The sequence below is a fragment of the Enterocloster sp. genome, from assembly GCF_057861365.1.
The window spans coordinates 1-23164 of record NZ_DBMACH010000021.1 but is presented as its reverse complement, the minus strand read 5'-3'; the positions used below and the strand labels follow the sequence as shown (position 1 = coordinate 23164).

Below are 23164 nucleotides of genomic sequence, written 5' to 3'. Positions count from 1 at the left end.
CCTTATCTTATTAATTGGTCTACAGTTGGACATTTTTTTACATATTACCTATTATTATAACACAAATTACAAATCTGTTACAGAAAAAATTTCTTACAATTCCTGTACACGCATCTGATGATGTTAAAATGGCGTTATCCCATTGGAAACTAAAATGGGATACATGGTTTTCCCTGCCAAAATATGATATAATAGGGTAAGATTTGGAAAGGATGGTTTTGCGTATGGCAAGAAAAACAGTACTGGTCACCGGAGCATCCCGTGGCATCGGGAAAGCAATCGCAGTCAAATTTGCAAAAAAGGGATATAATGTAGCCATAAGCTGTGTGCACAGCAAAGAACGTCTTTTGCAGACGCAAAAGGAAATCCAGAGCTATCAGGTGCCCTGTCTGGCCTATATGGGAGATATGGGCGATATGGAATGCTGTGAAGAATGGTTTGAACAGGTAAAAAAACAGTTTGGAGGAGCAGACATTCTGATCAACAATGCCGGTATCGCCTATATCGGTCTCCTTCAGGATATGAGTACAGAGGACTGGGAAAAAATGCTCCATGTCAATCTGACCTCTGTCTTTAACTGCTGTAAACTGGCAATTCCTTATATGGTCCGTCAAAAACAGGGTAAAATAGTAAACATTTCTTCTGTATGGGGTCTTGCAGGGGCTTCCTGCGAAGCTGCGTACTCAGCTACAAAAGGTGGAGTCAACGCACTTACTAAGGCGCTCGCCAAGGAGCTAGCCCCCAGCGGTATCCAGGTCAATGCCGTAGCCTGCGGAGCCATTGACACAGAGATGAACCAGTGGCTGGAAGAAGAGGAGCTGATTTCCCTGGTAGAAGAAATCCCGGCCGGCCGCCTGGGACGGGCAGAAGAGGTAGCTGACCTGGTGTACCATCTCAGCTATAAAGACTCCTATCTTACCGGACAGGTAATCGGTTTGGACGGCGGCTGGATTTAGAAGCCTTACATTTTCTCCTATTTCATTTTCCTTACAAAAGCTTACAAAAGGCTTACATGCATTGACCTTGGAGTTACTCCAGGGTATAAACTCTTGGCATAAGGAATTAATCCTCAGTCCCGATGTGAAATCGGAGATTGTAATCATAAGAAACAGGAGGAATGAATTTTATGAAGAAGCGTTTCGCTATTGTAACTCTGTCTCTTGCCCTTGCAGCAGGCAGCGCCATGACATCTTTTGCAGCAGGTTTTGTAGGAACAAAAGATGGTGTAAAATACCAGTGGGGCGACGGAGCCTACTGCACTAATAACTGGGTACAGTACAAAAACCACTGGTTCTTTTTCGGCAACGATCAGTTGATGCGTACCGGATGGATCCAGAGAGACGGTACCTGGTATTATGCAGCCGATACCGGCGAGCTTCAGGGCGGCATCATGAAAATCAATGGAAATGTATATTACTTTGACAACAACAGCTGTAAAATGCAGACAGGTGTACGCAATTACAACGGCGTAAACCATGAGTTTACTGAAAACGGCACAACTGACGGCGGCCCATACGTTTATACCGAGTGGAACAGCAATGGTACCATCCGCAGAGGAACTAAGTTTGGAGTGCGCTGATCGGCTTAAAATGAATCATATGAATGCAGGAACCGCTGGAGATCGATTTTGATTTCTGGCGGTTTGTTTTATTATATAATCCTGTCTTTGACAGTTGTTAGAAGAAAAAAATCGCTGTATCCCTTGATTTTACGCTGATAAGGAAGTATTCACAACAACTTATCACTAACGCTGACAGACAGGTTTCTGGTACAGTTCCTCTCTCGTTCTTACATATAAGGAAACCCGCCGTCCCTCTTGATGCTTTCATTATTGTGGATTCATCAATCCCACGCATCTGCCCCTTACTTACCCGCCCAAGATAGCGGATCACGCATACCTTGTCGCAGGTGTCGAGCTGTTCTGCCAATACCATAGAAGATTTTGCCAGTCCCTTTGCTTTACAGAGGAAGAAATGCGTTGGCTGCTTTCGCTTCTTCTCAATTTTCGATGTCAGCGGAGCAATCGTGATCGTCGGCGCATAATAATTGCCGACATCATTCTGAAGAACCACAACAGGACGAACACCGCCCTGCTTTGATCCAACCGGAACACCGAGATTGGCAAGATATAAGTCACCTCGCCGATAAAACCAGTTTTCTTTTATTTGCTGTTTTCTCCAATCTCCATACACTGATATGGATAAAGCCTGCCAGGTATCACCCTGATACAGCACCCGGCAGTGCTTTCTGAAAATATGGTTTCTCTGTACTTTTTCTTATCCCCCCAGAGATGTAGGATTTCTCACAGGCGGCAGTGTGCTTCACTGCTCCATTGGAATTTAACCATCCCGCCTTCCTTATGGCCGGACCGCGAATTACGGAAGTATCATTGTCCCTGTCTGGTTTTAACACCACCGCCGGTTGCAATCCGGCATTTGCTTCTGCGAAACCGCTATCGCCCCGAAGGGCTTCATGGCGTGCAGTCGAAGGCTCGACCAAACAGGAATGTATCTGAAGAATGAGTATTCAGTTTTCAAGGGACATCCGGACTTTTGTCCTTACAAAGTAAGTTTAACAAGAATCCTCCGATTTCGTGTTGGCCTTGTAGGCGCACTTTGGTTGTCCTTGCAGGACTACCTGCGGTTCGTTTTGACTTTTCAGTGTTCTATACAGCCGGATTGAGGCAAAAAAATACCCCGTTGGTTTCCCAACGAGTCACATGATTGTTGCTGCTCTCTAACCTGTTTCCAAAGTCATCTAAAACAAAAACGGACAGCGTATCATGTGATTCATTCCACACAATACGCTGGCTATTCGTTTCTCTTACTACTTGTACCGCAGCATACCATTTTTTAGTTCAATAAATTTTCCGTCAAAGATTTCCTGCAACACCTGCCTGCATGGTATCCGTTGCAATCTTCTGACCTCAGACGCTTCCATTACGCGGAAAGTGGTTTGATGATGATCCTGATAAAATGCAATGAGTGATTCAATGTACGGCTCGGCATCGGCAAGTGTCCAGTTTGATTCTTCTTTTAAGCGTGAGAATACTGATACCAGACTGATGCACCTTCTGAACGACCCCCTCGCGTTTCGTTAGGGGGCCTCTGCAATGGCGTTTCACTGCGGCGTAGGGATTCACATACCCCAACGCTTTTGCCACGTCACTTGCACAGAAGAATGTCTTGCCCGCCTCCTGCAACACGCGGATCGAACCAAACCCCTGGTTCTCAAACACCTCCATCATCTGCCTCGACAGTCCGCCATGACTGCCCACATCGGTGTCATGGGTCTTCTGATTGAAATCCGTCATACCTGTTTACCTCCTACTCAAATTTGTCTCGCCGGCTTTCGGGCGAAAAAAATAGAGCCTCGACCCATTCTCGTTTTCAAAGAATGAGCCAAGGTTCTATGTAACAGGATACCTGATATTATTTTTTTGCAGAATTCGTCAAACGACCCTGACACTGTTTTTCATTCCATTTCAGCCGGATTTTTACCAAAAATCCGTCAAGGATATGGGGCTAATTTCCCCTCCAAAATGGCCTTCTGTAAACCCATCAAAATGGGCTAATTTGAAGTCAAATTTCCTCAAATTTCACCATCGGAATCAGGTGATTTCAGGCATAGAAAAAGCCCGGAAAATAGCGTATTTCCGGGCTTTTTTAGCATTTTTAAGTTGTAGATTATCGCTTGCTGAACTGAGGAGCGCGACGTGCAGCCTTTAAGCCGTATTTCTTTCTTTCCTTCATTCTTGGGTCTCTTGTTAAGTAGCCTGCTTTCTTCAGAACAGGTCTGTAATCAGCGTCAGCCTGAAGAAGAGCTCTGGAGATGCCGTGACGGATCGCACCAGCCTGTCCGGTTGTACCGCCGCCGCGAACGTTTACTAATACGTCAAACTTATCAGTAGTCTCTGTAGCTACTAATGGCTGACGAACGATCAGCTTTAAGGTCTCAAGACCAAGATACTCATCGATATCTCTCTTGTTGATAGTGATCTTACCAGTACCTGGTACTAAATATACTCTGGCGATGGATTTCTTTCTTCTGCCTGTTCCGTAAAATTTTGCGCTAGCCATGATACTTTCTTCCTCCAATCCTCATTAAAATGTTAAAACTTCTGGTTTCTGTGCTGCCTGCTCGTGGTTCGGGCCTGCATATACATGAAGCTTTGTGATCATGCTTCTTCCCAGAGGTCCCTTTGGAAGCATACCCTTAACTGCTAACTCTACAACCTTCTCAGGCTTCTTAGCCATCATCTCGCGAAGAGTAGTCTCTCTCATGCCGCCTACATAATCAGAGTGATTGTAGTAGATCTTCTGATCTAACTTCTTGCCTGTAACCTTTACCTTGTCAGCGTTTACAACAATTACGTAATCGCCGCAGTCCATGTGTGGAGTAAAGATCGGCTTGTTCTTTCCTCTTAAAACCTTAGCAATCTCAGATGATAAACGTCCTAATGTATATCCTGTAGCGTCAACTACATACCATTTTCTCTCAATTGTCGCTGGACTAGCCATAAAACTCTTCATTGGTCAACCTCCTGTTAATCTCAACCTGTTATATATGGGGTGCTTGTACCCCTGCTATATGTGATAAATATGGGAAGTATTTATCAATGAAATGCTCCGCTCCGGGGCTTTGGATGAGCATTTACCCTCAATGTCACAGTTTCTTATTATATAATATCTGAATCTTTGTGTCAACCGCTTTTTTGCAGGTTTTCCGCGGTTTTCAGGCTTTTCCTGCGTTTTCTTCATATTCCATCCCAATCAATGTAAGTCCTCTGGCCGGAGCAGTCGGACCTGCCGCAGCCCGGTCTCTGGCGTTTAGGATATCCTCGATCTGATCTGGCGGAATCTGTCCCATTCCCACACTGATAAGTGTTCCCGCAATAATGCGTACCATATTGTAAAGGAAACCGTTTCCACAGATGCGGATAGTGATCATTCCATCCTCTGTACGGCTTAGGCTGATCTCATAGATGGTCCGGACAGTGTCCTTTACCTGGGTTCTTACATTGCAGAAGCTTTTAAAATCATGTTCTCCCACTAACAGGACAGCTGCCTGCTGCATTTTTTCAAGATCCAGATCAAAATAACAGAAATGGGAATACAGGCGTTCTGTTGGAAGCTCTATTTTCCTGTTTAAGATCTTATATTCATATGTCTTTACACAGCTGCATCGTCTGGGATGCCAGTCTGGCGCTACCGTCTCAGAAGACTGAACACGTATATCCTCCGGCAGCCGCTGGTTTAAGGCAAAGCAGATCTTATCCGCAGGCATCCTGTGGCTTGTGTCAAAAACAGCCACATTTCCTCTGGCATGGACGCCAGAGTCGGTCCGGCTGGCTCCGATAACCTGAATGGGTTCGCCCAAAAGCTCTGTCAGTGTTTCATTTAATACCTGTTCAATGGTAACGGCTCCCGGCTGCAGCTGCCAGCCGTGATAAGCGGTTCCGTCATATGCCACCCGAAGGCGGACACGCTTTGTCATAGTATTTTCCTCCTACAGATAGACCCGTGATGCGATCATTACCACAAAATAAAGGGCAAAAATCATGTAAGCGTCATGATCTCTCTGGCTGTACTGCAAGGGCTTCATCTTGGTTCGTCCCTCACCGCCCTGATAGCATCTGGCTTCCATGGCCATGGCCAGATCAGTGGCCCTGCGGAAGGCAGATATAAACAGAGGCACTAACAGCGGCACCATAGCCTTTGCCTTCCGAATTATGTTACCGGTTTCAAAATCAGCGCCTCTGGCCATCTGGGCCTTCATGATCTTATCGGTTTCCTCCACCAAAATAGGGATAAAGCGAAGGGCAATGGACATCATCATGGCAATTTCATGCACTGGGATCTTAAGGGCCTTTAAACAGCCCAGTCCCTTTTCCAGACCATCTGTAAGCTGATTGGGAGTGGTCGTCAGGGTCATCAGAGACGAACCGATCACCAGATAGATCAGACGCACTGCCATAAAGGCTGCCAGCCGCACACCTTCCTTTGTAATCTTGAAAATCCAAAACCGGAAAATCTCTTCTCCCGGTGTCAGAAACAAATTAAAGCTGACGCTGATCAACAGCAGGATCACAATGGCCTTTAGGCCTTTAAGGATAAAGCGGACTGGTACCTGGGTAAGACGGATTATGGCAGCCAGCACAAAAGTGGCAATCAGATATCCCCAGATATTATCTGCAATAAAAAGGGAAGCGATAAACACCATAGTAGCAAACAGCTTTGTTCTTGGATCCAGCCTGTGGACAATGGAATCCGCAGGATAATACTGTCCCAGTGTAAGTTCTCTCAGCATTTTCCTGTCCCCTCTTTCGTTTGATTTCTCCACAGAGTCAAAATGGCTTCTCTGGCCTCCTCCACGGTAGTAATGCTCTCGTCAATGGCAATTCCCTGCGCTTTCAGATCGTGAACAAGATAAGTCACCTGAGGAGCCGCCAGTCCCATTGCTTCCAGCTCCTTATAATGGGAAAATACTTCTCTGGGCGTTCCGTCAAAGACCTTCTTGCCATGGTTCATAACAAGAAGACGATCCGCATACCGGGCTACATCCTCCATACTGTGAGACACCAGAATAATTGTCATATGGCGTTCTCTGTGAAGTCTGGAAATCTGATCCAGAATCTCATCCCTTCCTCTGGGATCCAGACCTGCTGTGGGCTCGTCCAGGATCAGCACCTCCGGCTCCATGGCAAGTACACCGGCAATAGCCACCCGGCGCTTCTGACCGCCGGAGAGTTCAAAGGGTGATCGCTTATAGTAGCTTTCATCCAGTCCTGCCAGGCGCAGAGCCTCCTTTGCCCGGATCAGAGCCTCCTCCTTCGTAAGTCCCTGATTCTGAGGGCCAAAACACACGTCGGTCAGCACGTCGATTTCAAAAAGTTGATGCTCCGGGTACTGAAACACCAGACCTACCCGAGTACGCAGCTTCTTCATATCATAGCCGTCCTCGTAAATATTTTCTCCATTGTAATAGAGAGCGCCTGAACTGGCACGAATCAACCCGTTTAAATGCTGGATCAACGTTGATTTGCCGGAGCCCGTGTGACCGATAATCCCCACAAATTCCCCATCTTTAATTTCAAAGTTTACATCAAAAAGTGCGTGCTGCTCAAAGGCAGTCCCGCCTCCGTATACATAATTTAAGTCAACTGCTTTTATTGACATGGTCTATTCTCCTAACCGTTATCTGACAGCGCTCAAACAGCTCGTAAAACCGTCCGGCGCACCTGTTCGTTATAAAAGGGGTAATAGCTCCTTAACCAGTTCCTCACGGCTCAGTATCCCATCTGATAACGGCATACCCGCTTCTTTTAATTCAAATGCCAGTTCTGTAGCCTGGGGAACATCCAGCCCATACGTCTTTAACTCTCTTACTCTGGAAAATATTTCCTTGGGCTTCCCATCCATCACGATTTTCCCATCGTCCATCACGATAATACGGTCTGCATCAATGGCTTCTTCCATATAATGGGTGATCAAAAGCACAGTGATTCCTTCAGCCTGATTTAACTGGCGGATGGTACGGATTACCTCTTTTCTGCCGTTTGGATCCAGCATGGCCGTAGGCTCATCCAGAATAATGCACCTGGGCCGCATAGCCATGACTCCGGCGATGGCTACCCGCTGCTTCTGGCCACCGGAAAGCTTATTTGGCGACTGCTTCCTGTATGCCGTCATCCCGACAGCCTTTAAGCTCTCATCCACCCGCTTCCAGATCTCATCTGTGGGAACACCGATATTTTCAGGACCAAAGCCCACGTCTTCCTCCACGATATTTCCAATGATCTGATTATCAGGATTTTGAAAGACCATTCCGGCTGTTTTGCGGACATCCCAGATACGATCCTCTTCCTTTGTATCTATCTCTCCTACCCATACAGTTCCCTCTGTAGGCAGCAAAAGACCGTTGATATGCTTTGCCAGAGTGGATTTTCCTGAGCCATTATGACCCAGAATGGCTGTAAATGAGCCTTCTTCGATTTCCAGGTCTACACCGTCAATGGCACGCTTTACTTCCGCAACTTTCTCCTCTTCATCATGTCTGATGTATTCATATATCAGATGGACTGTCTTTATGATTCCCATAGGCTTCCTCCTGCCCTCTAAGCTTGTTACATTTTAGTTTATATCATACCATAAGTCAATACCCGGAACATCAAAAGGAGCGGCCGTTCATTTGCCGCTCCCTTTGAAAAATCCTGTATATAAGCAATATCTTAATGCTGCCATACTCCGTTTGCATCCAATACAAAACCGCTGATGGAGGTACTGACTGCCTTAGAACCATCTCCGGGATAAAAGTAATAGTAGTTTCCCTCAATCTGATACCAGCCCTCTACCATTATGCCGGATGCATTCACAAAATAAGTCTTTCCGTTAATCGTAAGCCAGCTGTTGGTAACCATTGCTCCTTCCGGACCACCGTCATTGGGATTCAAATAGTACCATATATTTCCAGACTGGAGCCAGCCCTTTTTCATATCACCGTTTTCCCCTAAGTAATACCAGTAATTATTTTTCTTCTGCCAGCCGGTAAGCATCCTTCCTGAACTATCAAACAGATACCATTTGTCATTCCATTTCAGCCAGTTATCCTTAATATAATTTCCATCCGGATACTTAAAATACCAGGTATTTCCATCCTGCCGCCAGCCTACGTCTGTAGTGCCTCCGCTCGGTGTGGTACTGCCTCCCGGAACACCATTACTATTATCCTGTCCCGTTCCGTCAGATACCTCATCCTCATCTATATATTTGCTGTCTGATTCCGTCCAGTCGCTTTTCTTTCCATAGCGTTCCTCTGTGTCGGAATTGGGAACAGTGCGGACCTTAAAGGTATAATCACCTTCTTTCGTCATATAGGGATAGAAATTGTAGGAGGTTCCGCTGTATTTTTCCAGCTTCTTTACTACGGTAGAACCTCTGTACAGAATTACATCGTAATGTCCTGAGGTATCATCCGGCTCTTCCCAGGTTGCTTTGCCTTTTCCGCTGCCCCATTCAGCATTTTCAGGAGCTTCGTACGTACCCTTTACGCCCTTAACTCTCAGGACTACCTTTAAATCACTGCCGCTTTTCTTGGCAGAAACATACTCACCTCCGCTGATATTTACATTTCCAGAGCTGTAGCTGCTTCGGAAACGATAGTCATACTCGCCGTTTGAAGAGTAATTTGGCTCCAGCCATACGGTAATCTTGGGCGTATCTCCAATCCCCACATCCTTATCATTACTCCACTCAGCGGAAGCAACATCATATTTGTCCGATGTGGTATAAACTCTGGTGCCGGAATCATCTTTAGACGTACCCAGACTGTCTCCGCTGTTAATCTCATCTCCTGCATCCAGTTCAACTTCGACTTTAAGCGAAATACTGGTGATATATTTATAATCCGATGATGCCTGAGCCGGAAACGGCACCGCCACAGTCAGCGCCGCTGCCGTCAATGCCAGACATACAAAACCCTTAAACCCCTTCATCAACGCAACCTCCTTATAAAAACGCTTTTCTTTTCTTATTATCATTATAGTTCAATCGGCATACCAGCGTCAACTTACGATATTCTGACTATTCTGTCTGAATTCTAACACTCACTGTCACAAACCGTCTTTCCGCGCTCCGAAAAACAAAAAAGGCTGCAGATACCTTTGACCGTATCTGCAGCCGCCTGCATAACTATATTCTGATTAAACTAACTCAAGCAGAACTTCCATAGCAGCGTCGCCCTTACGCTGACCAATCTTTACGATTCTGGTGTAACCACCGTTACGGTCAACATACTTTGGAGCAACTTCATCAAATAACTTTGCAACCAGGTCAACAGACTTGGTGTTCTTCTTCTTTCCCGCAGCCTGAGCAGGAACCTCAGTTACTCCGTAAAGAACCTTTAACATCTGTCTTCTTGCATGAAGTCTGGAAGGCATATCCTTCTTGATCTCCTTCTCTACTTCATCATAAACAGTAACCTTCTTGCCGTCTACAACTTCCTTTACGCGCTTACCGTCTTTGTCCTTGCGGGCAACCTTAGCGGTAACCTTAACAGTTTCGAAGTTATCCTTCTCTCTTACTGCCATTGCGATCAGACCCTCAGCAACCTTGCGGATCTCCTTTGCACGAGTCTCAGTTGTCTTGATGTGACCATGATATAACAGAGCAGTAACCTGGCTTCTGATCATAGCCTTTCTCTGATCGGATGTTCTTCCTAATTTTCTGTATCCTGCCATTATTCATTTCCTCCATATCTGACGGAACACCTGCATCATGCTTCCTTGGACTTACTGATCCCGGCGTTTTCTCCCGTCTCTTTTATTTTATAGTGGCAACCCACGCCATGCTTCTTTGGACTTACTGGCTAAGGTCTATCAAGCTGTCTTATGCTTCGTCGCTGGGATTTAACTGTAAGCCCAGCTCCTTTAACTTGGCAAGCACTTCCTCTAAGGACTTACGGCCCAGGTTACGAACCTTCATCATATCCTCGGATGTGCGGTTGCACAGTTCCTCTACGGTATTGATTCCGGCTCTCTTCAGACAGTTGTAAGAACGAACGGAAAGCTCCAGTTCGTCAATATTCATCTCAAGCACTTTCTCTTTCTCGTTGTCTTCCTTCTCTACCATGATCTCAGCAGTCTTGGCATTTTCAGAAAGATCGATAAACAGATTCAGATGCTCGCTTAATACCTTTGCAGCAAGGCTGACAGCCTCATCGGGAGCCAGTGTGCCGTTGGTATAAATCTCCAGTGTCAGCTTGTCATAGTCAGTCTGCTGGCCCACACGGGTATTGGCAACTGCCATATTGACACGCTCAACAGGAGTATAAATAGAATCAACCGCGATCACGCCGATAGGCAGATCTGCGTTTTTATTCTTATCTGCGCTTACATAGCCACGGCCCTTTGTGATCGTAAGTTCCATATAGAACTTGCTGTCTGCGCCGCCGCTTAAGGTTGCGATTACCTGTTCAGGATTCATGATCTCGATATCAGCATCTGCCTGAATGTCAGCTGCTGTGATCACGCCCTCGCCTTCAAATTCAATGTATGCAACTTTGGGCTCATCGGTATCGCTGTTGTTCTTAATTGCTAAGCTTTTGATGTTCATAATGATCTCAGCTACATCTTCCTTAACTCCGGGGATGGAACTGAACTCATGTAAAACGCCATCGATTTTTACCTGACTCACTGCGGCTCCGGGTAAAGAAGAAAGCATGATCCTTCTTAAGGAATTGCCCAGTGTAGTACCGTAACCTCTCTCAAGTGGTTCAACTACAAACTTGCCGTATCTTTTGTCTTCTGAAATCTCTGCGATTTCAATATTTGGTTTTTCAAAATCGAACACTAATAGCCCCTCCTTTTTGGGTATATGTCAAATATCGAGGGTTTAACGCAGGGGAAAACACCTTAAGCGCACCCCCTGCATACCGGTGCATTCCAGCAAAGTACGCCTGTCCAAAATTTAGACAGGCATACCTTAAATACTTTATATACAAGCGGATTATTTGGAGTACAGCTCGACGATAAGCATCTCGTTAACGGGAACGTCGATCTCATCTCTGGTTGGCAGCTCCTTAACGGTGCCGCGCAGGTTCTCCTGATCAGCCTCGATCCATGCAGGAACCATACGGCCTGCAGTTACTTCCAGGATATCCTTATATCTCTGAGCAGACTTGAACTTCTCTTTGATCTCGATCACATCGCCAGCCTTAACCTGGTAGGATGGGATATTTACGAGCTTGCCGTTTACTAAAACGTGCTTGTGATCAACGATCTGTCTAGCCTCTTTACGGGTACGTCCAAGACCCATACGGAACAGTACGTTATCCAGTCTGCACTCCAGAAGGATCATCAGGTTGGTACCAACCATACCGTTCATCTTGGAAGCCTTTGCATAGTAGTTACGGAAAGGTTTCTCTAATACGCCGTAAATGAACTTTGCCTTCTGCTTTTCTCTTAACTGAAGACCATACTCGCTGATCTTCTTGTTTGCTCTCTTAGATTCTCTGTTAGACTTTTTATCAATTCCTAAATAGATTGGATCCAGTCCGAGGGATCTGCATCTTTTAAGAACAGGAACTCTATCTACTGCCACTTTAATTACCTCCTAGATTAAAATCATCAGACTCTTCTGCGCTTTGGCGGACGGCATCCATTGTGTGGAACCGGAGTTACGTCCTTAATGCTGGTTACTTCCAGACCGCATGCCTGAAGGGCACGGATCGCTGCCTCACGTCCTGAACCAGGACCTTTAACCATAACGTCTACTGACTTTAAGCCATGTACAAGGGCTGCCTTTGTAGCAGTTTCTGCTGCCATCTGAGCTGCATAAGGAGTAGATTTCCTTGAACCTCTAAATCCCAGACCACCGGCACTTGCCCATGATAAAGCGTTACCCTGCGCATCAGTTAATGTAACGATCGTGTTATTAAAAGATGACTGGATATGTGCCTGTCCGCGTTCAACGTTTTTCTTTACACGCTTTTTTGTCACTTTTTTTGCTGTAGTGGACACTTTTTTAGCCATTTTAAACTAACCTACTTTCTCATTGATTATGAATTCGTTCTTCCTGTTTTTAAAACATGTAAATCCGAATTCGGTTACGGTGTTACAAATTATTTCTTCTTGTTTGCTACTGTCTTTCTCGGACCCTTGCAGGTTCTTGCGTTGGTCTTTGTCTTCTGTCCGCGAACCGGCAGGCTCTTTCTGTGACGGATTCCTCTGTAGCATCCGATTTCCTGAAGTCTCTTGATGTTCATAGCGATCTCTCTGCGCAGATCACCTTCCACAGTCTGAGTTTCAGCAATGATGTTAGCCAGCTTCTTTACCTCATCATCGGTTAAATCCTTAACGCGAGTGTCTGGGTTTACGCCAGCGTCTGCTAAGATGCGGTTGGAGCTTGCTCTACCAATTCCGTAGATGTAAGTAAGACCGATCTCAACACGTTTTTCTCTTGGTAAGTCAACACCTGAAATACGAGCCATGTGTGTAGTACACCTCCTAAAAATAATTAACCTTGTCTCTGTTTATGCTTTGGATTTTCGCAAATTACTCTGATACTGCCTTTTCTCTTGATGATCTTGCACTTTTCGCAGATCGGCTTTACGGATGATCTAACCTTCACAGTAATTCTCCTTTCTATAGACCACAAAGTTGCTAAAGCATTATACCAAAGTTTTTTTGGAAATGCAAGCATTTTTAGGCCCAATTTTTGATTTTTCTCAGTGTTTATTTATCTCTCCAGATGATCCTGCCCTTTGACAGATCGTATGGGGACATCTCCAGGGTTACTTTATCGCCCGGAAGAATACGGATATAATTCATGCGGAGCTTTCCGCTGATGTGTGCCAGAACCTGATGGCCGTTTTCCAGCTCTACCTGGAACATGGCGTTTGGAAGCTTCTCAACTACGGTTCCTTCAATTTCGATTACGTCTGCTTTTGACATTTTCTTTCCCTCCTACTGCTTATGCGGCTGCGGATCCACCGGGCAATCTCTTCGTCCTCTACGCGGCTGCCCATGATCAGCTTTTCTCTCAGTCCCTTATCATATTCCTTAAGGGGCTGCAGATGTTTGATGTTCTTGCGCTTTGGCCGGTCCAGCGGGTGCTTTCTGCCGTCTGACAGATAAGCATATTCGCCCTGAACGCGGATTATGATATAAAACTCATTTTTATCATGGCCTGCCAGGCTTTTTACCAGACAGGCCGTTTTCATTTCCGCCATGCTGCACCTCTGTTACAGAGACAGGATCTCTGGTTCGCCGTCCGTAATCAGGATGGTGTTTTCATAATGAGAGGCCAGAGAACCGTCTTCTGTTACAACGGTCCAGCCGTCATCCATCCATGCTACATCATAACGTCCTGCGGTGATCATAGGCTCAATAGCAAGTGTCATACCGGCCGCCAGGCGGATGCCTTTGCGGCGCTGGGCAAAGTTTGGTATCTCAGGCTCCTCATGCATCTCTGTGCCGATTCCGTGGCCAACCAGATCTCTTACTACGCCGAAGCCGAAGCTTTCTGCATATGCCTGAATGGCCTTTGAAATATCATTGAGATGATTGCCGGCTTTTGCAAACTTTATTCCCTCAAAGAAGCTCTGCTGGGTTACTTCAACCAGCTTTCTTGCCTGGGGAGTTACCTCTCCGATCATATGAGTCCTTGCCGCATCCGACTGATACCCTTTCCAGATCACACCTGTATCCAGGCTGACTATGTCGCCCTCATTGAGATAACGGTGTTTGCTGGGAATTCCGTGAACCACCTCATCATTGATGGAAATGCACACGGAAGCAGGATATCCCTCGTAATTCAGGAAGGAAGGGATACATCCATGGCTGCGGATCATCTCTTCACAGATGCGGTCGATCTCCTTGGTGGAAATTCCCGGCTTTACGATCCTGCCAAGCTCCTCATGGACCTTCGCAAGAATCTTTCCTGCCTCCCGCATCAGTTCAATTTCACGCTGAGATTTAATCGTTACCATGATTATGCTCCTAAAATCTTTACGATTGCCTGGAATACGTCTTCCATATCCAGGGTTCCGTCAACTTCAGCCAGAACGCCTTCATTCTTATAATAATCAATCAGAGGCTGTGTCTGGTCATGATATACGCCGAGACGTTTTTTAACTGTTTCCGGCTTGTCGTCGTCTCTGAGTACCAGTTCCTGTCCGCAGGCGTCGCATACATCCTCCTTCTTTGGAGCATTGTATACGATATGGTAGGTAGCTCCGCAGTTTAAGCAGGCACGGCGTCCGGACATACGGTTGATGATGTTCTCATCAGGAACATCCACATTCACTGCAAAATCAATGGCCTCGCCATTCTTTTTCAGAGCCTCTGTCAGACTTTCTGCCTGAGGAATGGTTCTTGGGAATCCGTCCAGTACATAACCGTTTTCACAGTCAGCCTGATGGATACGGTCCAGAAGCATTCCGATGGTAATCTCATCAGGAACCAGACCGCCGGCATCCATATAGGACTTCGCCTTTAAGCCCAGCTCTGTTCCGTTCTTGATATTCGCACGGAAAATATCTCCGGTAGAGATATGGGGTATACCGTACTTTGCTGCAATTTTTTTCGCCTGAGTACCTTTTCCTGCGCCTGGAGCGCCTAACATGATGATCTTCATGAGATTTCTCTCCTCTTTCCTATAACGCAATCAATCCGCCCTTGTGGAATACCACAAAGGCAGATTGACTGATCAAACTGTTATGTTAATCGTTCAAAAATCCCTTATAATAACGCACAAGCATCTGAGATTCTATTGCTTTGATCGTCTCCAGCACAACACCTACAATAATGATCAGGGACGTTCCGGAGAATGAGATCTGACCTACATCAAGAAGGCCAGATGCCAGGATCGGAACTACCGCAACTACTGTAAGGCCTACGGCGCCGATGAAAACAATATAATTCAAAATATGATTCAGATAATCGCTGGTGGGCTTGCCAGGACGGATACCTGGGATAAAGCCGCCCTGCTTCTTCATATTGTTTGCCACCTCAAGAGGATTAAAGGTAATCGACGTATAGAAGTAAGCAAATACGAATAACAGTACGATATAGATCACAAGACCGATGGAATAAATCGGCTGTGATGGTCTGCACCAGGAACCGGAATTAAGCATGGTCAGGATCTTACCGCCAATGGTATTATAATCCACCGGGAAGAACTGTGAGATCACAACCGGGAAGGACATGATCGAGGATGCGAAGATAACGGGCATAACGCCGGCGGTGTTGATCTTCAACGGAATGTTAGAGGCCTGTCCGCCTACCATCTTGCGTCCTACCATTTTCTTTGAATACTGCACCGGGATCCTTCTCTCCGCGTTATTTAAAACAACAACAAAGACAACCATCATCACAATAACCAACGCAATCAGAATCGCTGCACCGGCCATTACTGGGATGGACTGACCGAATATAAAACGATAGTAAAGGCTTTTGATGTCATCGGGAATACTGGACAGGATGTTAAACAGAAGCACGATAGAAATACCGTTTCCTACACCCTTTGATGTAATCTGCTCGCCAATCCACATGAGCAGGGCGCTGCCCGTTGTCATGGTGATGACTGCAATGATCACATTCCATGCATTGAAATCATGAAGAAGGCCCTGGCGTCCAAAGCCTATTGCCATAGCACTGGATTCTAAAAGAGCCAGTGCAACGGTTGTATATCGGGTGTATTCCTGAATTTTCTTTCTTCCTTCTTCACCATCCTTCTGCATCTCTTCCAGCTTTGGAATCGCAATGGTGAGCAGCTGAATGATAATGGAAGAAGTGATGTATGGCGTAATGCTCAGAGCAAAAATGGACATATTCGAGAATGAATCACCCGTCATTGCATTGAAAAAGCCAAATACATCTGCTGTCTGCTTTGCAAACCAGTCCTTAAAGAACGTGGTCTCAATTCCCGGGATGGGAAGCTGGCAGCCAAAACGGATGACTACCAGCATCATAAGGGTATAAAGGATCTTCTCGCGAAGCTCTTTTACCTTGAAAGCGTTTCTAATCGTTTTAAACATTAGATCACCTCGCAGGTTCCACCTAAAGCCTCGATTTTAGATTTTGCACCTTCACTGAATGCATTCACCTTAACGGTCAGCTTTTTGGTTAATTCTCCATTTCCAAGGATCTTAACACCATCTCTCGGGTTCTTAACCACACCAGCCTCCAGCAGGGTCTCTACTGTAACTACGGTATCGTTATCGAATCTCTCAAGAGCGCTTACGTTAATGCCAACAATGTGCTTGGAATTCATATTTGTAAATCCGCGCTTTGGCAGACGTCTGTATAATGGCATCTGTCCACCTTCAAAGCCTGGTCTCGGTGCTCCGGAACGAGCTTTCTGACCCTTGTGGCCCTTACCAGCGGTCTTACCATTGCCTGAACCATGGCCGCGGCCTCTTCTAAAATTGTCGCTGTGCTTTGAACCTGCAGCAGGCTGTAAATTTGATAACTCCATGACTGCACCTCCTTACTTTATCTAGAATTTAGATCTCTTCTACTTTAACTAAGTGTCTTACACACTGGATCATGCCTCTGACAGAGCCGTTGTCCGGCATCTCAACTGTCTTGTGCATCTTGTTCAGTCCAAGTGCCTCAACCGTTGCTCTCTGCTTTGGAATAGCACCGATAGGGGACTTGACTAATGTGATCTTTAATCTCTCTGCCATGTCTCTTTCCTCCTATTAGCCTAAAATTTCTTCAACAGATTTGCCGCGCAGTTTTGCGATCTCCTCAGGAGTCTTTAAAGAAGTTAAACCTGCAACAGTTGCAAGAACTACATTGGTCTTGTTATTGGAACCTAAGGACTTGGTACGGATATTCTTGATACCTGCTAACTCTACAACGGCACGAGCAGGGCCGCCTGCGATGATACCGGTACCTTCAGGAGCTCTCTTTAACAGAACGTTTGCGCTTCCGAACTTGCCGATGAAGTCATGAGGAATACTGTTGTTCTCATCCATTGGGATCTCAACCAGATTCTTAACAGCAGCCTCTTTACCCTTACGGATTGCTTCCGGAACCTCTCCTGCCTTGCCAAGGCCAACGCCTACATGGCCGTTTCCGTCACCAACTACTACCAGAGCGGAAAATCTCATGGTACGTCCACCTTTAACAGTCTTGGATACTCTCTTGATTGCCACTACTCTATCATTCAGCTCCAACTGACTGGCATCAATAATTGTACGCTTCATGCTTGTTCTCCTCTCTATTAGAAATTCAGACCAGCTTCACGAGCTGCATCTGCTAATGCCTGAATTTTGCCCTGATATATAAAGCCGCCTCTATCGAAAACAACTTCCGTGATACCTTTTTCAAGGGCTCTCTTTGCGATCACTGTACCAACGTATGCTGCAGCTGCCTTGTCGTTTGTCTTCTCCAGTTCAGCCTTGATTTCTTTCTCAACTGTGGAAGCAGCAACCAGAGTGTTACCAACCGTATCGTCGATAATTTGAGCATACATATGATTATTACTTCTAAACACTGCCAGACGCGGTCTCTCTGCTGTGCCAGCAAAACGGTTACGCATTCTGTTGTGCTTCTTTACGCGAATTTCGCTTCTTGACTGTTTGTTAACCATTTTTACACTCTCCTTAATTATTTCTTACCAGTCTTACCAACTTTACGTCTGATAACCTCATCAGCGTACTTGATACCCTTGCCCTTGTAAGGCTCAGGTCTTCTCTTGTCTCTGATCTCAGCAGCGTACTGGCCAACTTTTTCTTTACTGATACCTTTAACGATGATCTTGTTCTGTCCTTCAAGAACAGTCTCGATGCCTTCAGGATCTTCCATCTCTACAGGATGAGAATATCCCAGGTTCAGAGTAAGCTTCTTGCCCTGCTTTGCAGCTCTGTAACCAACACCATTTACTTCCAGAACCTTCTCATAACCCTCAGTTACACCGTGGATCATGTTGTTGATCAGAGTTCTGGTCAGACCATGTAAGGATTTCATTCTCTTTAAATCGTTTGGTCTGCTTACGATAATGTGACCTTCCTTCTCCTCGATGGTCATCTCTGGAGCAAGGTCTCTCTCAAGTGTTCCCTTTGGACCCTTTACGGTCACTTTGTTTCCTTCTGCGATCGTAACAGTTACACCTGCCGGGATCACAACTGGCATTCTACCGATACGTGACATGCCTATTACCTCCTACTTAAATTCTCGGAGAGACCTTTGCGGTCTCTCTGTTTTCAGTTACATTGAGCACTTAGCGCCTGTCATGTGGGCGCTTACGTGCGAAAGCACTTCGCAGCACTTAGCGAGGTTTTTAACGAGCTTAGTGCTGTCGAAGTTTCCTTACCAAACGAAAGCCAGAACTTCGCCGCCTACACCAAGTCTGCGTGCTTCCTTATCGGTAATCACGCCCTGGTTGGTGGAGAGGATGGCGATACCAAGACCGCCAAGTACTCTTGGAAGCTCCTCCTTGTTTGCGTATACACGCAGACCAGGCTTGGAGATTCTCTTAATACCGGAAATGATCTTCTCGTTCTTGTCTTTGCCGTACTTTAAGGTGATGCGGATGGTCTGGAAACCGCCGTCCTCTACCATATCGTACTTTGCAATATATCCTTCATTTACCAGAATGTCAGCAATAGCTAATTTCATCTTGGATGAAGGTACATCTACTGTATCGTGCTTTGCAGTATTTGCATTACGGATTCTTGTAAGCATATCTGCAATCGGATCGCTCATTGTCATTGTTGTGTGCCTCCTTTTCTAAATTCTCTAAAGCTTACCAGCTTGCCTTCTTAACACCAGGAATCTGACCCTTATAAGCCAGTTCGCGGAAGCAAATTCTGCAGATGCCGTACTTTCTCAGGTAAGCATGTGGACGGCCGCAGATTCTGCAGCGATTGTACTCTCTGGTAGAGAATTTAGCAGGACGCTGCTGTTTGATCTTCATTGAAGTCTTAGCCATGAAAGTTTCCTCCTAACTATTTTGCAAAAGGCATATTGAATAATGTCAAAAGTTCACGAGCTTCCTCGTCTGTCTTAGCAGTGGTAACGAAGATGATATCCATACCTCTTACCTTGTCAACTTTATCGTATTCAATCTCAGGGAAGATCAGCTGCTCTTTGATACCAAGAGCATAGTTTCCTCTGCCATCAAATGCGTTAGGGTTAACACCTCTGAAGTCACGTACACGAGGCAGTGCCAGGTTGATCAGACGATCCAGGAATTCATACATTCTCTCGCCGCGAAGAGTAACCTTGCAGCCGATTGCCATGCCTTCACGGATCTTGAAGTTTGCAACAGACTTCTTAGCCTTTGTTGTTACAGCCTTCTGACCGGAGATGATCTCCAGATCCCGAACTGCGGAATCCAGAACCTTGGCATTTTCCTTAGCTTCGCCTACGCCCATGTTGATAACAATCTTATCAAGCTTCGGCACCTGCATAACGTTCTTATATCCAAATTTCTTCATCAGAGCGTCTACGAATTCGTTCTGATACTGTTCTTTTAATCTAGCCAACGTTTTTTTCCTCCTCTCCCGAATTAGTCAACAACCTTGCCAGTCTTCTTAGCTACGCGGACTTTCTTTCCGTCTCTAACCTCGAAGCCAACTCTGGTTGCCTTGCCGTCAACTACCAGCATTACATTGGAGATATCGATGGGAGCTTCCTGGTTTACGATGCCGCCCTGTGGGTTGGCCGGAGACTGCTTTGTATGCTTTGTGATCATATTGCAGCCTTCAACTACAACCTTGTTCTTCTTTGTATCAACAGAGAGTACCTTTCCCTGTTTGTCTTTATCTTTGCCTGCGATTACAACTACTAAATCGTCTTTCTTGATTTTCTGCACAGTGGACACCCTCCTTATAATACTTCTGGAGCCAGGGAGACAATCTTCATGAACTGCTTGTCTCTTAATTCTCTGGCTACAGGCCCAAAGATACGAGTTCCTCTTGGAGTCTTGTCATCCTTAATAATTACTGCAGCGTTCTCATCAAACTTGATGTAGGAACCGTCTTTACGACGAGCGCCCTTAACAGAACGAACAACTACAGCCTTTACAACATCGCCCTTCTTTACAACACCGCCTGGTGTTGCATCTTTAACGGAAGCAACGATGATATCGCCGATATTTGCATATCTTCTGGTTGAACCACCCATAACGCGGATGCAGAGAAGTTCCTTTGCACCGGTATTGTCGGCAACCTTAAGTCTTGTTTCCTGCTGAACCATACCTGTTAACTCCTTCCTGAATTATCTTGCTTTCTCGATAATCTCAACAAGTCTCCATCTCTTATCCTTGGACAGTGGTCTTGTTTCCATTACTTTTACAGTATCACCGATGCCGCACTCATTGTTCTCGTCATGAGCCTTCAGCTTAACGGTTTTCTTAACGATCTTACCGATCAGTGGGTGTTTTACGTGGTCCTCGATTGCTACAACGATGGTCTTATCCATCTTGTTGCTTACCACTTTACCGGTACGGGTTTTTCTTAAATTTCTTTCCACGGTAAGTTCTCCTTTCATTAAGCATTAGCCTTCTCAGTGATAACAGTCTGGATCCGTGCAATATTCTTGCGTACTTCCTTGATCCGGGATGTGTTGTCTAACTGATTGGTCGCATTCTGGAATCTTAAATTGAACAGTTCCTTCTTCGCAGCTACTAACTCATCATTCAGCTCATTTGCTGACTTATTCTTTAACTCTTCTACAAATTTATTAGTTTTCACTGTTATCACCGCCTTCTAAATCTGCTTTAGAAACAATCTTACACTTGCATGGCAGCTTGTGCATAGCAAGACGAAGTGCTTCTCTGGCTGTTTCCTCTGGTACACCAGCGATCTCAAATAATACGCGGCCTGGCTTTACAACTGCTACCCAGTACTCCAGAGCGCCCTTACCGGAACCCATACGGGTTTCTGCTGGCTTTGCTGTTACAGGTTTATCGGGGAAGATCTTGATCCAAACCTTACCGCCACGCTTGATGTAACGTGTCATGGCAACTCGGGCTGCCTCGATCTGGTTTGACTTGATCCAACATGGTTCAGTAGCGACTAAACCGTACTCACCGTTAGAGATCGTATTACCTCTTAATGCCTTACCGGCCATAGATCCACGGAACTGTTTACGACGCTTTACTCTCTTAGGCATTAACATTATTTATCGCTCCCTTCCTTGTTTCCTTTAGTAGGAAGTACCTCGCCTTTGTAGATCCATACCTTAACGCCAATCTTGCCGTAGGTGGTATCTGCTTCTGCGAAACCATAGTCAATATCTGCTCTTAATGTCTGAAGCGGGATAGTACCCTCGCTGTAGAACTCTGTACGTGCCATATCAGCGCCGCCCAGACGGCCTGCAACAGCAGTCTTAATACCCTTAACGCCAGCCTTCATGGTTCTGCCCATGGTGGACTTCATAGCACGACGGAAGGAAACACGGTTCTCCAGCTGCTGTGCAATAGACTCTGCAACCAGCTGAGCATCTCTGTCCGGTCTCTTGATCTCTTTGATGTCTACAAACAGCTTCTTAGAAGTCATCTTCTGAACTTCTGCCTTCAACTTCTCAATCTCAGAACCGCCCTTACCGATAACTACGCCTGGCTTAGCAGTGTAGATGATAACCTTTACACGGTCAGATGCGCGCTCAATTTCGATCTTGGAAACACCGGAATTCTTTAATCTGTTCTTTAAGAACTTTCTGATATCATAGTCTTCAACCAGGCAGTCTGCAAAATCAGCTTCTGCATACCATCTGGAATCCCAGTCTTTAATAACACCGACTCTTAAGCCGTGTGGATTAACTTTCTGTCCCATATTTGCCTCCTATCTTTCATTGAGAACTACAGTGATGTGGCTCATTCTCTTCTCGATTCTGTAAGCGCGGCCCTGAGCTCTCGGTCTAACTCTCTTCATAGTTGGTCCCTGGTTTGCGTAGCACTCTTCTACGTACAGCTTTGCGGGATCCATGTTGTTATTGTTCTCAGCGTTTGCTGCAGCTGATTCCAGTAACTTCTTAACTAAGCTGGAAGCATATCTGGGATTATATGTTACAATACCAAGTGCGGTCTGTAAATCTTTGCCTCTAATGGCATCTAATACAAAGCAAGCCTTCTGGACAGATACTCTAGCGTAAGACAGTGTTGCGCTGGGTCTGTTGTCCTTCTGAGCATTTCTTTCTCTCTTGATTTGGGATCTATGTCCTTTTGCCATTGGTAAAAACCTCCTTTCAATCTTACCCGTGGATTACTTTCTAACGCCGGACTTCTTCTCGTCTTTACCGTGGCCTCTGTAGGTTCTGGTTGCTACGAACTCACCCAGTTTGTGTCCTACCATATCCTCAGTAACGTATACCGGAACGTGCTTTCTTCCGTCATGAACGGCGATTGTGTGACCAACCATCTGCGGGAAGATTGTTGAACGGCGGGACCAGGTCTTGATTACCTGCTTCTGTCCTGCTGCATTCATAGCGTCTACTTTCTTTAACAGATGCGCATCTGCAAATGGTCCTTTTTTCAGTGAACGAGCCATGTGTTCTTAACCTCCTTAATTATTTGATGGTTTTGCCATCACGTCTTCTTACGATCAACTTGTTAGACTGCTTGTTCTTCTTTCTGGTCTTCAGACCCAGAGCAGGCTTGCCCCATGGTGTGCATGGACCTGGACGGCCGATACCGGTCTTGCCCTCACCACC

The 23164-nt window shown here is 45.8% G+C and carries 38 protein-coding genes and 1 pseudogene; 2 read left to right on the top strand and 37 right to left on the bottom strand.

The annotated features are described in order from the left end of the window. Window positions 1–224: 224 nt before the first annotated feature. Together ymfI and ACZM6M_RS16070 are read left to right on the top strand one after the other, a co-directional pair. Window positions 225–956, top strand: coding sequence for an elongation factor P 5-aminopentanone reductase (ymfI, locus tag ACZM6M_RS16075; protein WP_489490562.1), 732 nt, complete (start codon window positions 225–227; stop codon window positions 954–956). Between the two features lie 170 nt (window positions 957–1126). Then, window positions 1127–1579 carry a hypothetical protein gene (locus ACZM6M_RS16070; RefSeq protein WP_296039004.1) on the top strand — a complete coding sequence of 151 codons (453 nt, stop codon included), beginning with the start codon at window positions 1127–1129 and terminating at the stop codon, window positions 1577–1579. A 97-nt stretch (window positions 1580–1676) separates the two neighbouring features. Here ACZM6M_RS16070 and ACZM6M_RS16065 read toward each other — a convergent pair whose 3' ends face one another. The 37 genes and pseudogenes from ACZM6M_RS16065 to rplB all read right to left on the bottom strand — a co-directional run. Beyond that, window positions 1677–2234, bottom strand: coding sequence for a type II toxin-antitoxin system PemK/MazF family toxin (locus tag ACZM6M_RS16065; RefSeq protein WP_489490561.1), 558 nt, complete (start codon window positions 2232–2234; stop codon window positions 1677–1679). A 755-nt stretch (window positions 2235–2989) separates the two neighbouring features. After that, window positions 2990–3313, bottom strand: coding sequence for a BRO family protein (locus ACZM6M_RS16060; RefSeq protein ID WP_489490560.1), 324 nt, complete (start codon window positions 3311–3313; stop codon window positions 2990–2992). A 373-nt stretch (window positions 3314–3686) separates the two neighbouring features. Continuing rightward, window positions 3687–4079 carry a 30S ribosomal protein S9 gene (gene rpsI, locus ACZM6M_RS16055; protein ID WP_066550017.1) on the bottom strand — a complete coding sequence of 131 codons (393 nt, stop codon included), beginning with the start codon at window positions 4077–4079 and terminating at the stop codon, window positions 3687–3689. Window positions 4080–4103: 24 nt separating this feature from the next. Beyond that, complete coding sequence (gene rplM, locus ACZM6M_RS16050) at window positions 4104–4532, bottom strand: 50S ribosomal protein L13 (RefSeq protein ID WP_066550019.1); 429 nt, start codon at window positions 4530–4532, stop codon at window positions 4104–4106. A gap of 202 nt (window positions 4533–4734) precedes the next feature. Further along, window positions 4735–5496, bottom strand: a complete 762-nt coding sequence (gene truA / locus ACZM6M_RS16045; protein WP_337433757.1) for a tRNA pseudouridine(38-40) synthase TruA — start codon at window positions 5494–5496, stop codon at window positions 4735–4737. Between the two features lie 12 nt (window positions 5497–5508). Beyond that, entirely contained in the window at window positions 5509–6309 is an 801-nt protein-coding gene (locus tag ACZM6M_RS16040) for an energy-coupling factor transporter transmembrane component T family protein (protein WP_066550024.1), read from the bottom strand. Next, window positions 6303–7178, bottom strand: coding sequence for an energy-coupling factor transporter ATPase (locus tag ACZM6M_RS16035; protein WP_337433756.1), 876 nt, complete (start codon window positions 7176–7178; stop codon window positions 6303–6305). The genes ACZM6M_RS16040 and ACZM6M_RS16035 overlap by 7 nt, the downstream gene beginning before the upstream one ends. Before the next feature lie 69 nt (window positions 7179–7247). Beyond that, window positions 7248–8099 (bottom strand): energy-coupling factor transporter ATPase, encoded by an 852-nt coding sequence (locus ACZM6M_RS16030; RefSeq protein ID WP_066550028.1) that lies wholly within the window; start codon window positions 8097–8099, stop codon window positions 7248–7250. A 131-nt stretch (window positions 8100–8230) separates the two neighbouring features. Further along, complete coding sequence (locus ACZM6M_RS16025) at window positions 8231–9493, bottom strand: N-acetylmuramoyl-L-alanine amidase family protein (protein ID WP_489490559.1); 1263 nt, start codon at window positions 9491–9493, stop codon at window positions 8231–8233. A gap of 207 nt (window positions 9494–9700) precedes the next feature. Further along, complete coding sequence (locus ACZM6M_RS16020; RefSeq protein ID WP_066550032.1) at window positions 9701–10237, bottom strand: bL17 family ribosomal protein; 537 nt, start codon at window positions 10235–10237, stop codon at window positions 9701–9703. A 148-nt stretch (window positions 10238–10385) separates the two neighbouring features. Next, window positions 10386–11348, bottom strand: coding sequence for a DNA-directed RNA polymerase subunit alpha (locus ACZM6M_RS16015; protein WP_066550034.1), 963 nt, complete (start codon window positions 11346–11348; stop codon window positions 10386–10388). Window positions 11349–11504: 156 nt separating this feature from the next. Next, complete coding sequence (gene rpsD, locus ACZM6M_RS16010; protein WP_066550037.1) at window positions 11505–12098, bottom strand: 30S ribosomal protein S4; 594 nt, start codon at window positions 12096–12098, stop codon at window positions 11505–11507. Window positions 12099–12124: 26 nt separating this feature from the next. Further along, entirely contained in the window at window positions 12125–12529 is a 405-nt protein-coding gene (gene rpsK / locus ACZM6M_RS16005) for a 30S ribosomal protein S11 (protein WP_002566488.1), read from the bottom strand. A gap of 89 nt (window positions 12530–12618) precedes the next feature. Beyond that, entirely contained in the window at window positions 12619–12987 is a 369-nt protein-coding gene (gene rpsM, locus ACZM6M_RS16000; RefSeq protein WP_066550040.1) for a 30S ribosomal protein S13, read from the bottom strand. Between the two features lie 26 nt (window positions 12988–13013). Further along, complete coding sequence (gene rpmJ / locus ACZM6M_RS15995; protein WP_003497809.1) at window positions 13014–13127, bottom strand: 50S ribosomal protein L36; 114 nt, start codon at window positions 13125–13127, stop codon at window positions 13014–13016. Between the two features lie 104 nt (window positions 13128–13231). Next, window positions 13232–13450 carry a translation initiation factor IF-1 gene (gene infA, locus ACZM6M_RS15990; protein WP_021869270.1) on the bottom strand — a complete coding sequence of 73 codons (219 nt, stop codon included), beginning with the start codon at window positions 13448–13450 and terminating at the stop codon, window positions 13232–13234. After that, window positions 13432–13728, bottom strand: coding sequence for a KOW domain-containing RNA-binding protein (locus ACZM6M_RS15985; protein ID WP_066550042.1), 297 nt, complete (start codon window positions 13726–13728; stop codon window positions 13432–13434). The genes infA and ACZM6M_RS15985 overlap by 19 nt, the downstream gene beginning before the upstream one ends. 12 nt (window positions 13729–13740) lie before the next feature. Continuing rightward, a complete protein-coding gene (gene map / locus ACZM6M_RS15980; protein ID WP_066550045.1) occupies window positions 13741–14487 on the bottom strand; it encodes a type I methionyl aminopeptidase in 747 nt (248 codons plus the stop codon). 2 nt (window positions 14488–14489) lie between these two features. Further along, complete coding sequence (locus tag ACZM6M_RS15975; RefSeq protein WP_483201909.1) at window positions 14490–15134, bottom strand: adenylate kinase; 645 nt, start codon at window positions 15132–15134, stop codon at window positions 14490–14492. A gap of 85 nt (window positions 15135–15219) precedes the next feature. Further along, entirely contained in the window at window positions 15220–16536 is a 1317-nt protein-coding gene (secY, locus tag ACZM6M_RS15970; RefSeq protein WP_178276546.1) for a preprotein translocase subunit SecY, read from the bottom strand. Beyond that, window positions 16536–16976, bottom strand: coding sequence for a 50S ribosomal protein L15 (rplO, locus tag ACZM6M_RS15965; protein WP_066550054.1), 441 nt, complete (start codon window positions 16974–16976; stop codon window positions 16536–16538). The genes secY and rplO overlap by 1 nt, the downstream gene beginning before the upstream one ends. Window positions 16977–17004: 28 nt before the next feature. Further along, a complete protein-coding gene (gene rpmD, locus ACZM6M_RS15960) occupies window positions 17005–17187 on the bottom strand; it encodes a 50S ribosomal protein L30 (protein WP_066550057.1) in 183 nt (60 codons plus the stop codon). 15 nt (window positions 17188–17202) lie between these two features. Beyond that, window positions 17203–17712: a 30S ribosomal protein S5 gene (gene rpsE / locus ACZM6M_RS15955; protein ID WP_066550060.1), complete on the bottom strand. Its 510-nt coding sequence runs from the start codon at window positions 17710–17712 to the stop codon at window positions 17203–17205. Window positions 17713–17729: 17 nt separating this feature from the next. Beyond that, window positions 17730–18098, bottom strand: coding sequence for a 50S ribosomal protein L18 (gene rplR, locus ACZM6M_RS15950; RefSeq protein WP_066550067.1), 369 nt, complete (start codon window positions 18096–18098; stop codon window positions 17730–17732). Window positions 18099–18115: 17 nt separating this feature from the next. Then, window positions 18116–18658, bottom strand: a complete 543-nt coding sequence (gene rplF / locus ACZM6M_RS15945; protein ID WP_066550070.1) for a 50S ribosomal protein L6 — start codon at window positions 18656–18658, stop codon at window positions 18116–18118. 159 nt (window positions 18659–18817) lie between these two features. After that, the gene (rpsH, locus tag ACZM6M_RS15940) at window positions 18818–19219 is read right to left on the bottom strand and encodes a 30S ribosomal protein S8 (RefSeq protein ID WP_066550073.1); all 402 of its coding nucleotides are present in this window, start codon (window positions 19217–19219) and stop codon (window positions 18818–18820) included. Between the two features lie 34 nt (window positions 19220–19253). Further along, window positions 19254–19439 carry a type Z 30S ribosomal protein S14 gene (locus tag ACZM6M_RS15935; protein WP_002566501.1) on the bottom strand — a complete coding sequence of 62 codons (186 nt, stop codon included), beginning with the start codon at window positions 19437–19439 and terminating at the stop codon, window positions 19254–19256. 16 nt (window positions 19440–19455) lie between these two features. Then, a complete protein-coding gene (gene rplE, locus ACZM6M_RS15930) occupies window positions 19456–19995 on the bottom strand; it encodes a 50S ribosomal protein L5 (RefSeq protein ID WP_066550080.1) in 540 nt (179 codons plus the stop codon). A 23-nt stretch (window positions 19996–20018) separates the two neighbouring features. Further along, window positions 20019–20324, bottom strand: coding sequence for a 50S ribosomal protein L24 (gene rplX, locus ACZM6M_RS15925; RefSeq protein WP_066550081.1), 306 nt, complete (start codon window positions 20322–20324; stop codon window positions 20019–20021). A 14-nt stretch (window positions 20325–20338) separates the two neighbouring features. Next, window positions 20339–20707: a 50S ribosomal protein L14 gene (gene rplN / locus ACZM6M_RS15920; RefSeq protein ID WP_066550084.1), complete on the bottom strand. Its 369-nt coding sequence runs from the start codon at window positions 20705–20707 to the stop codon at window positions 20339–20341. A 21-nt stretch (window positions 20708–20728) separates the two neighbouring features. After that, window positions 20729–20983, bottom strand: a complete 255-nt coding sequence (gene rpsQ, locus ACZM6M_RS15915) for a 30S ribosomal protein S17 (RefSeq protein ID WP_081423019.1) — start codon at window positions 20981–20983, stop codon at window positions 20729–20731. A 17-nt stretch (window positions 20984–21000) separates the two neighbouring features. Beyond that, window positions 21001–21204, bottom strand: a complete 204-nt coding sequence (gene rpmC / locus ACZM6M_RS15910) for a 50S ribosomal protein L29 (protein WP_066550094.1) — start codon at window positions 21202–21204, stop codon at window positions 21001–21003. Beyond that, a complete protein-coding gene (gene rplP / locus ACZM6M_RS15905) occupies window positions 21194–21631 on the bottom strand; it encodes a 50S ribosomal protein L16 (RefSeq protein WP_066550097.1) in 438 nt (145 codons plus the stop codon). Before rplP ends, rpmC begins: the two co-directional genes overlap by 11 nt. After that, a complete protein-coding gene (rpsC, locus tag ACZM6M_RS15900; RefSeq protein WP_066550100.1) occupies window positions 21631–22287 on the bottom strand; it encodes a 30S ribosomal protein S3 in 657 nt (218 codons plus the stop codon). Before rpsC ends, rplP begins: the two co-directional genes overlap by 1 nt. A gap of 9 nt (window positions 22288–22296) precedes the next feature. Next, complete coding sequence (gene rplV / locus ACZM6M_RS15895) at window positions 22297–22683, bottom strand: 50S ribosomal protein L22 (protein WP_066550103.1); 387 nt, start codon at window positions 22681–22683, stop codon at window positions 22297–22299. Between the two features lie 33 nt (window positions 22684–22716). After that, a complete protein-coding gene (gene rpsS, locus ACZM6M_RS15890; protein ID WP_002566510.1) occupies window positions 22717–23001 on the bottom strand; it encodes a 30S ribosomal protein S19 in 285 nt (94 codons plus the stop codon). Window positions 23002–23020: 19 nt separating this feature from the next. Next, a pseudogene (gene rplB / locus ACZM6M_RS15885) lies at window positions 23021–23164 on the bottom strand (50S ribosomal protein L2); the annotation flags it as partial.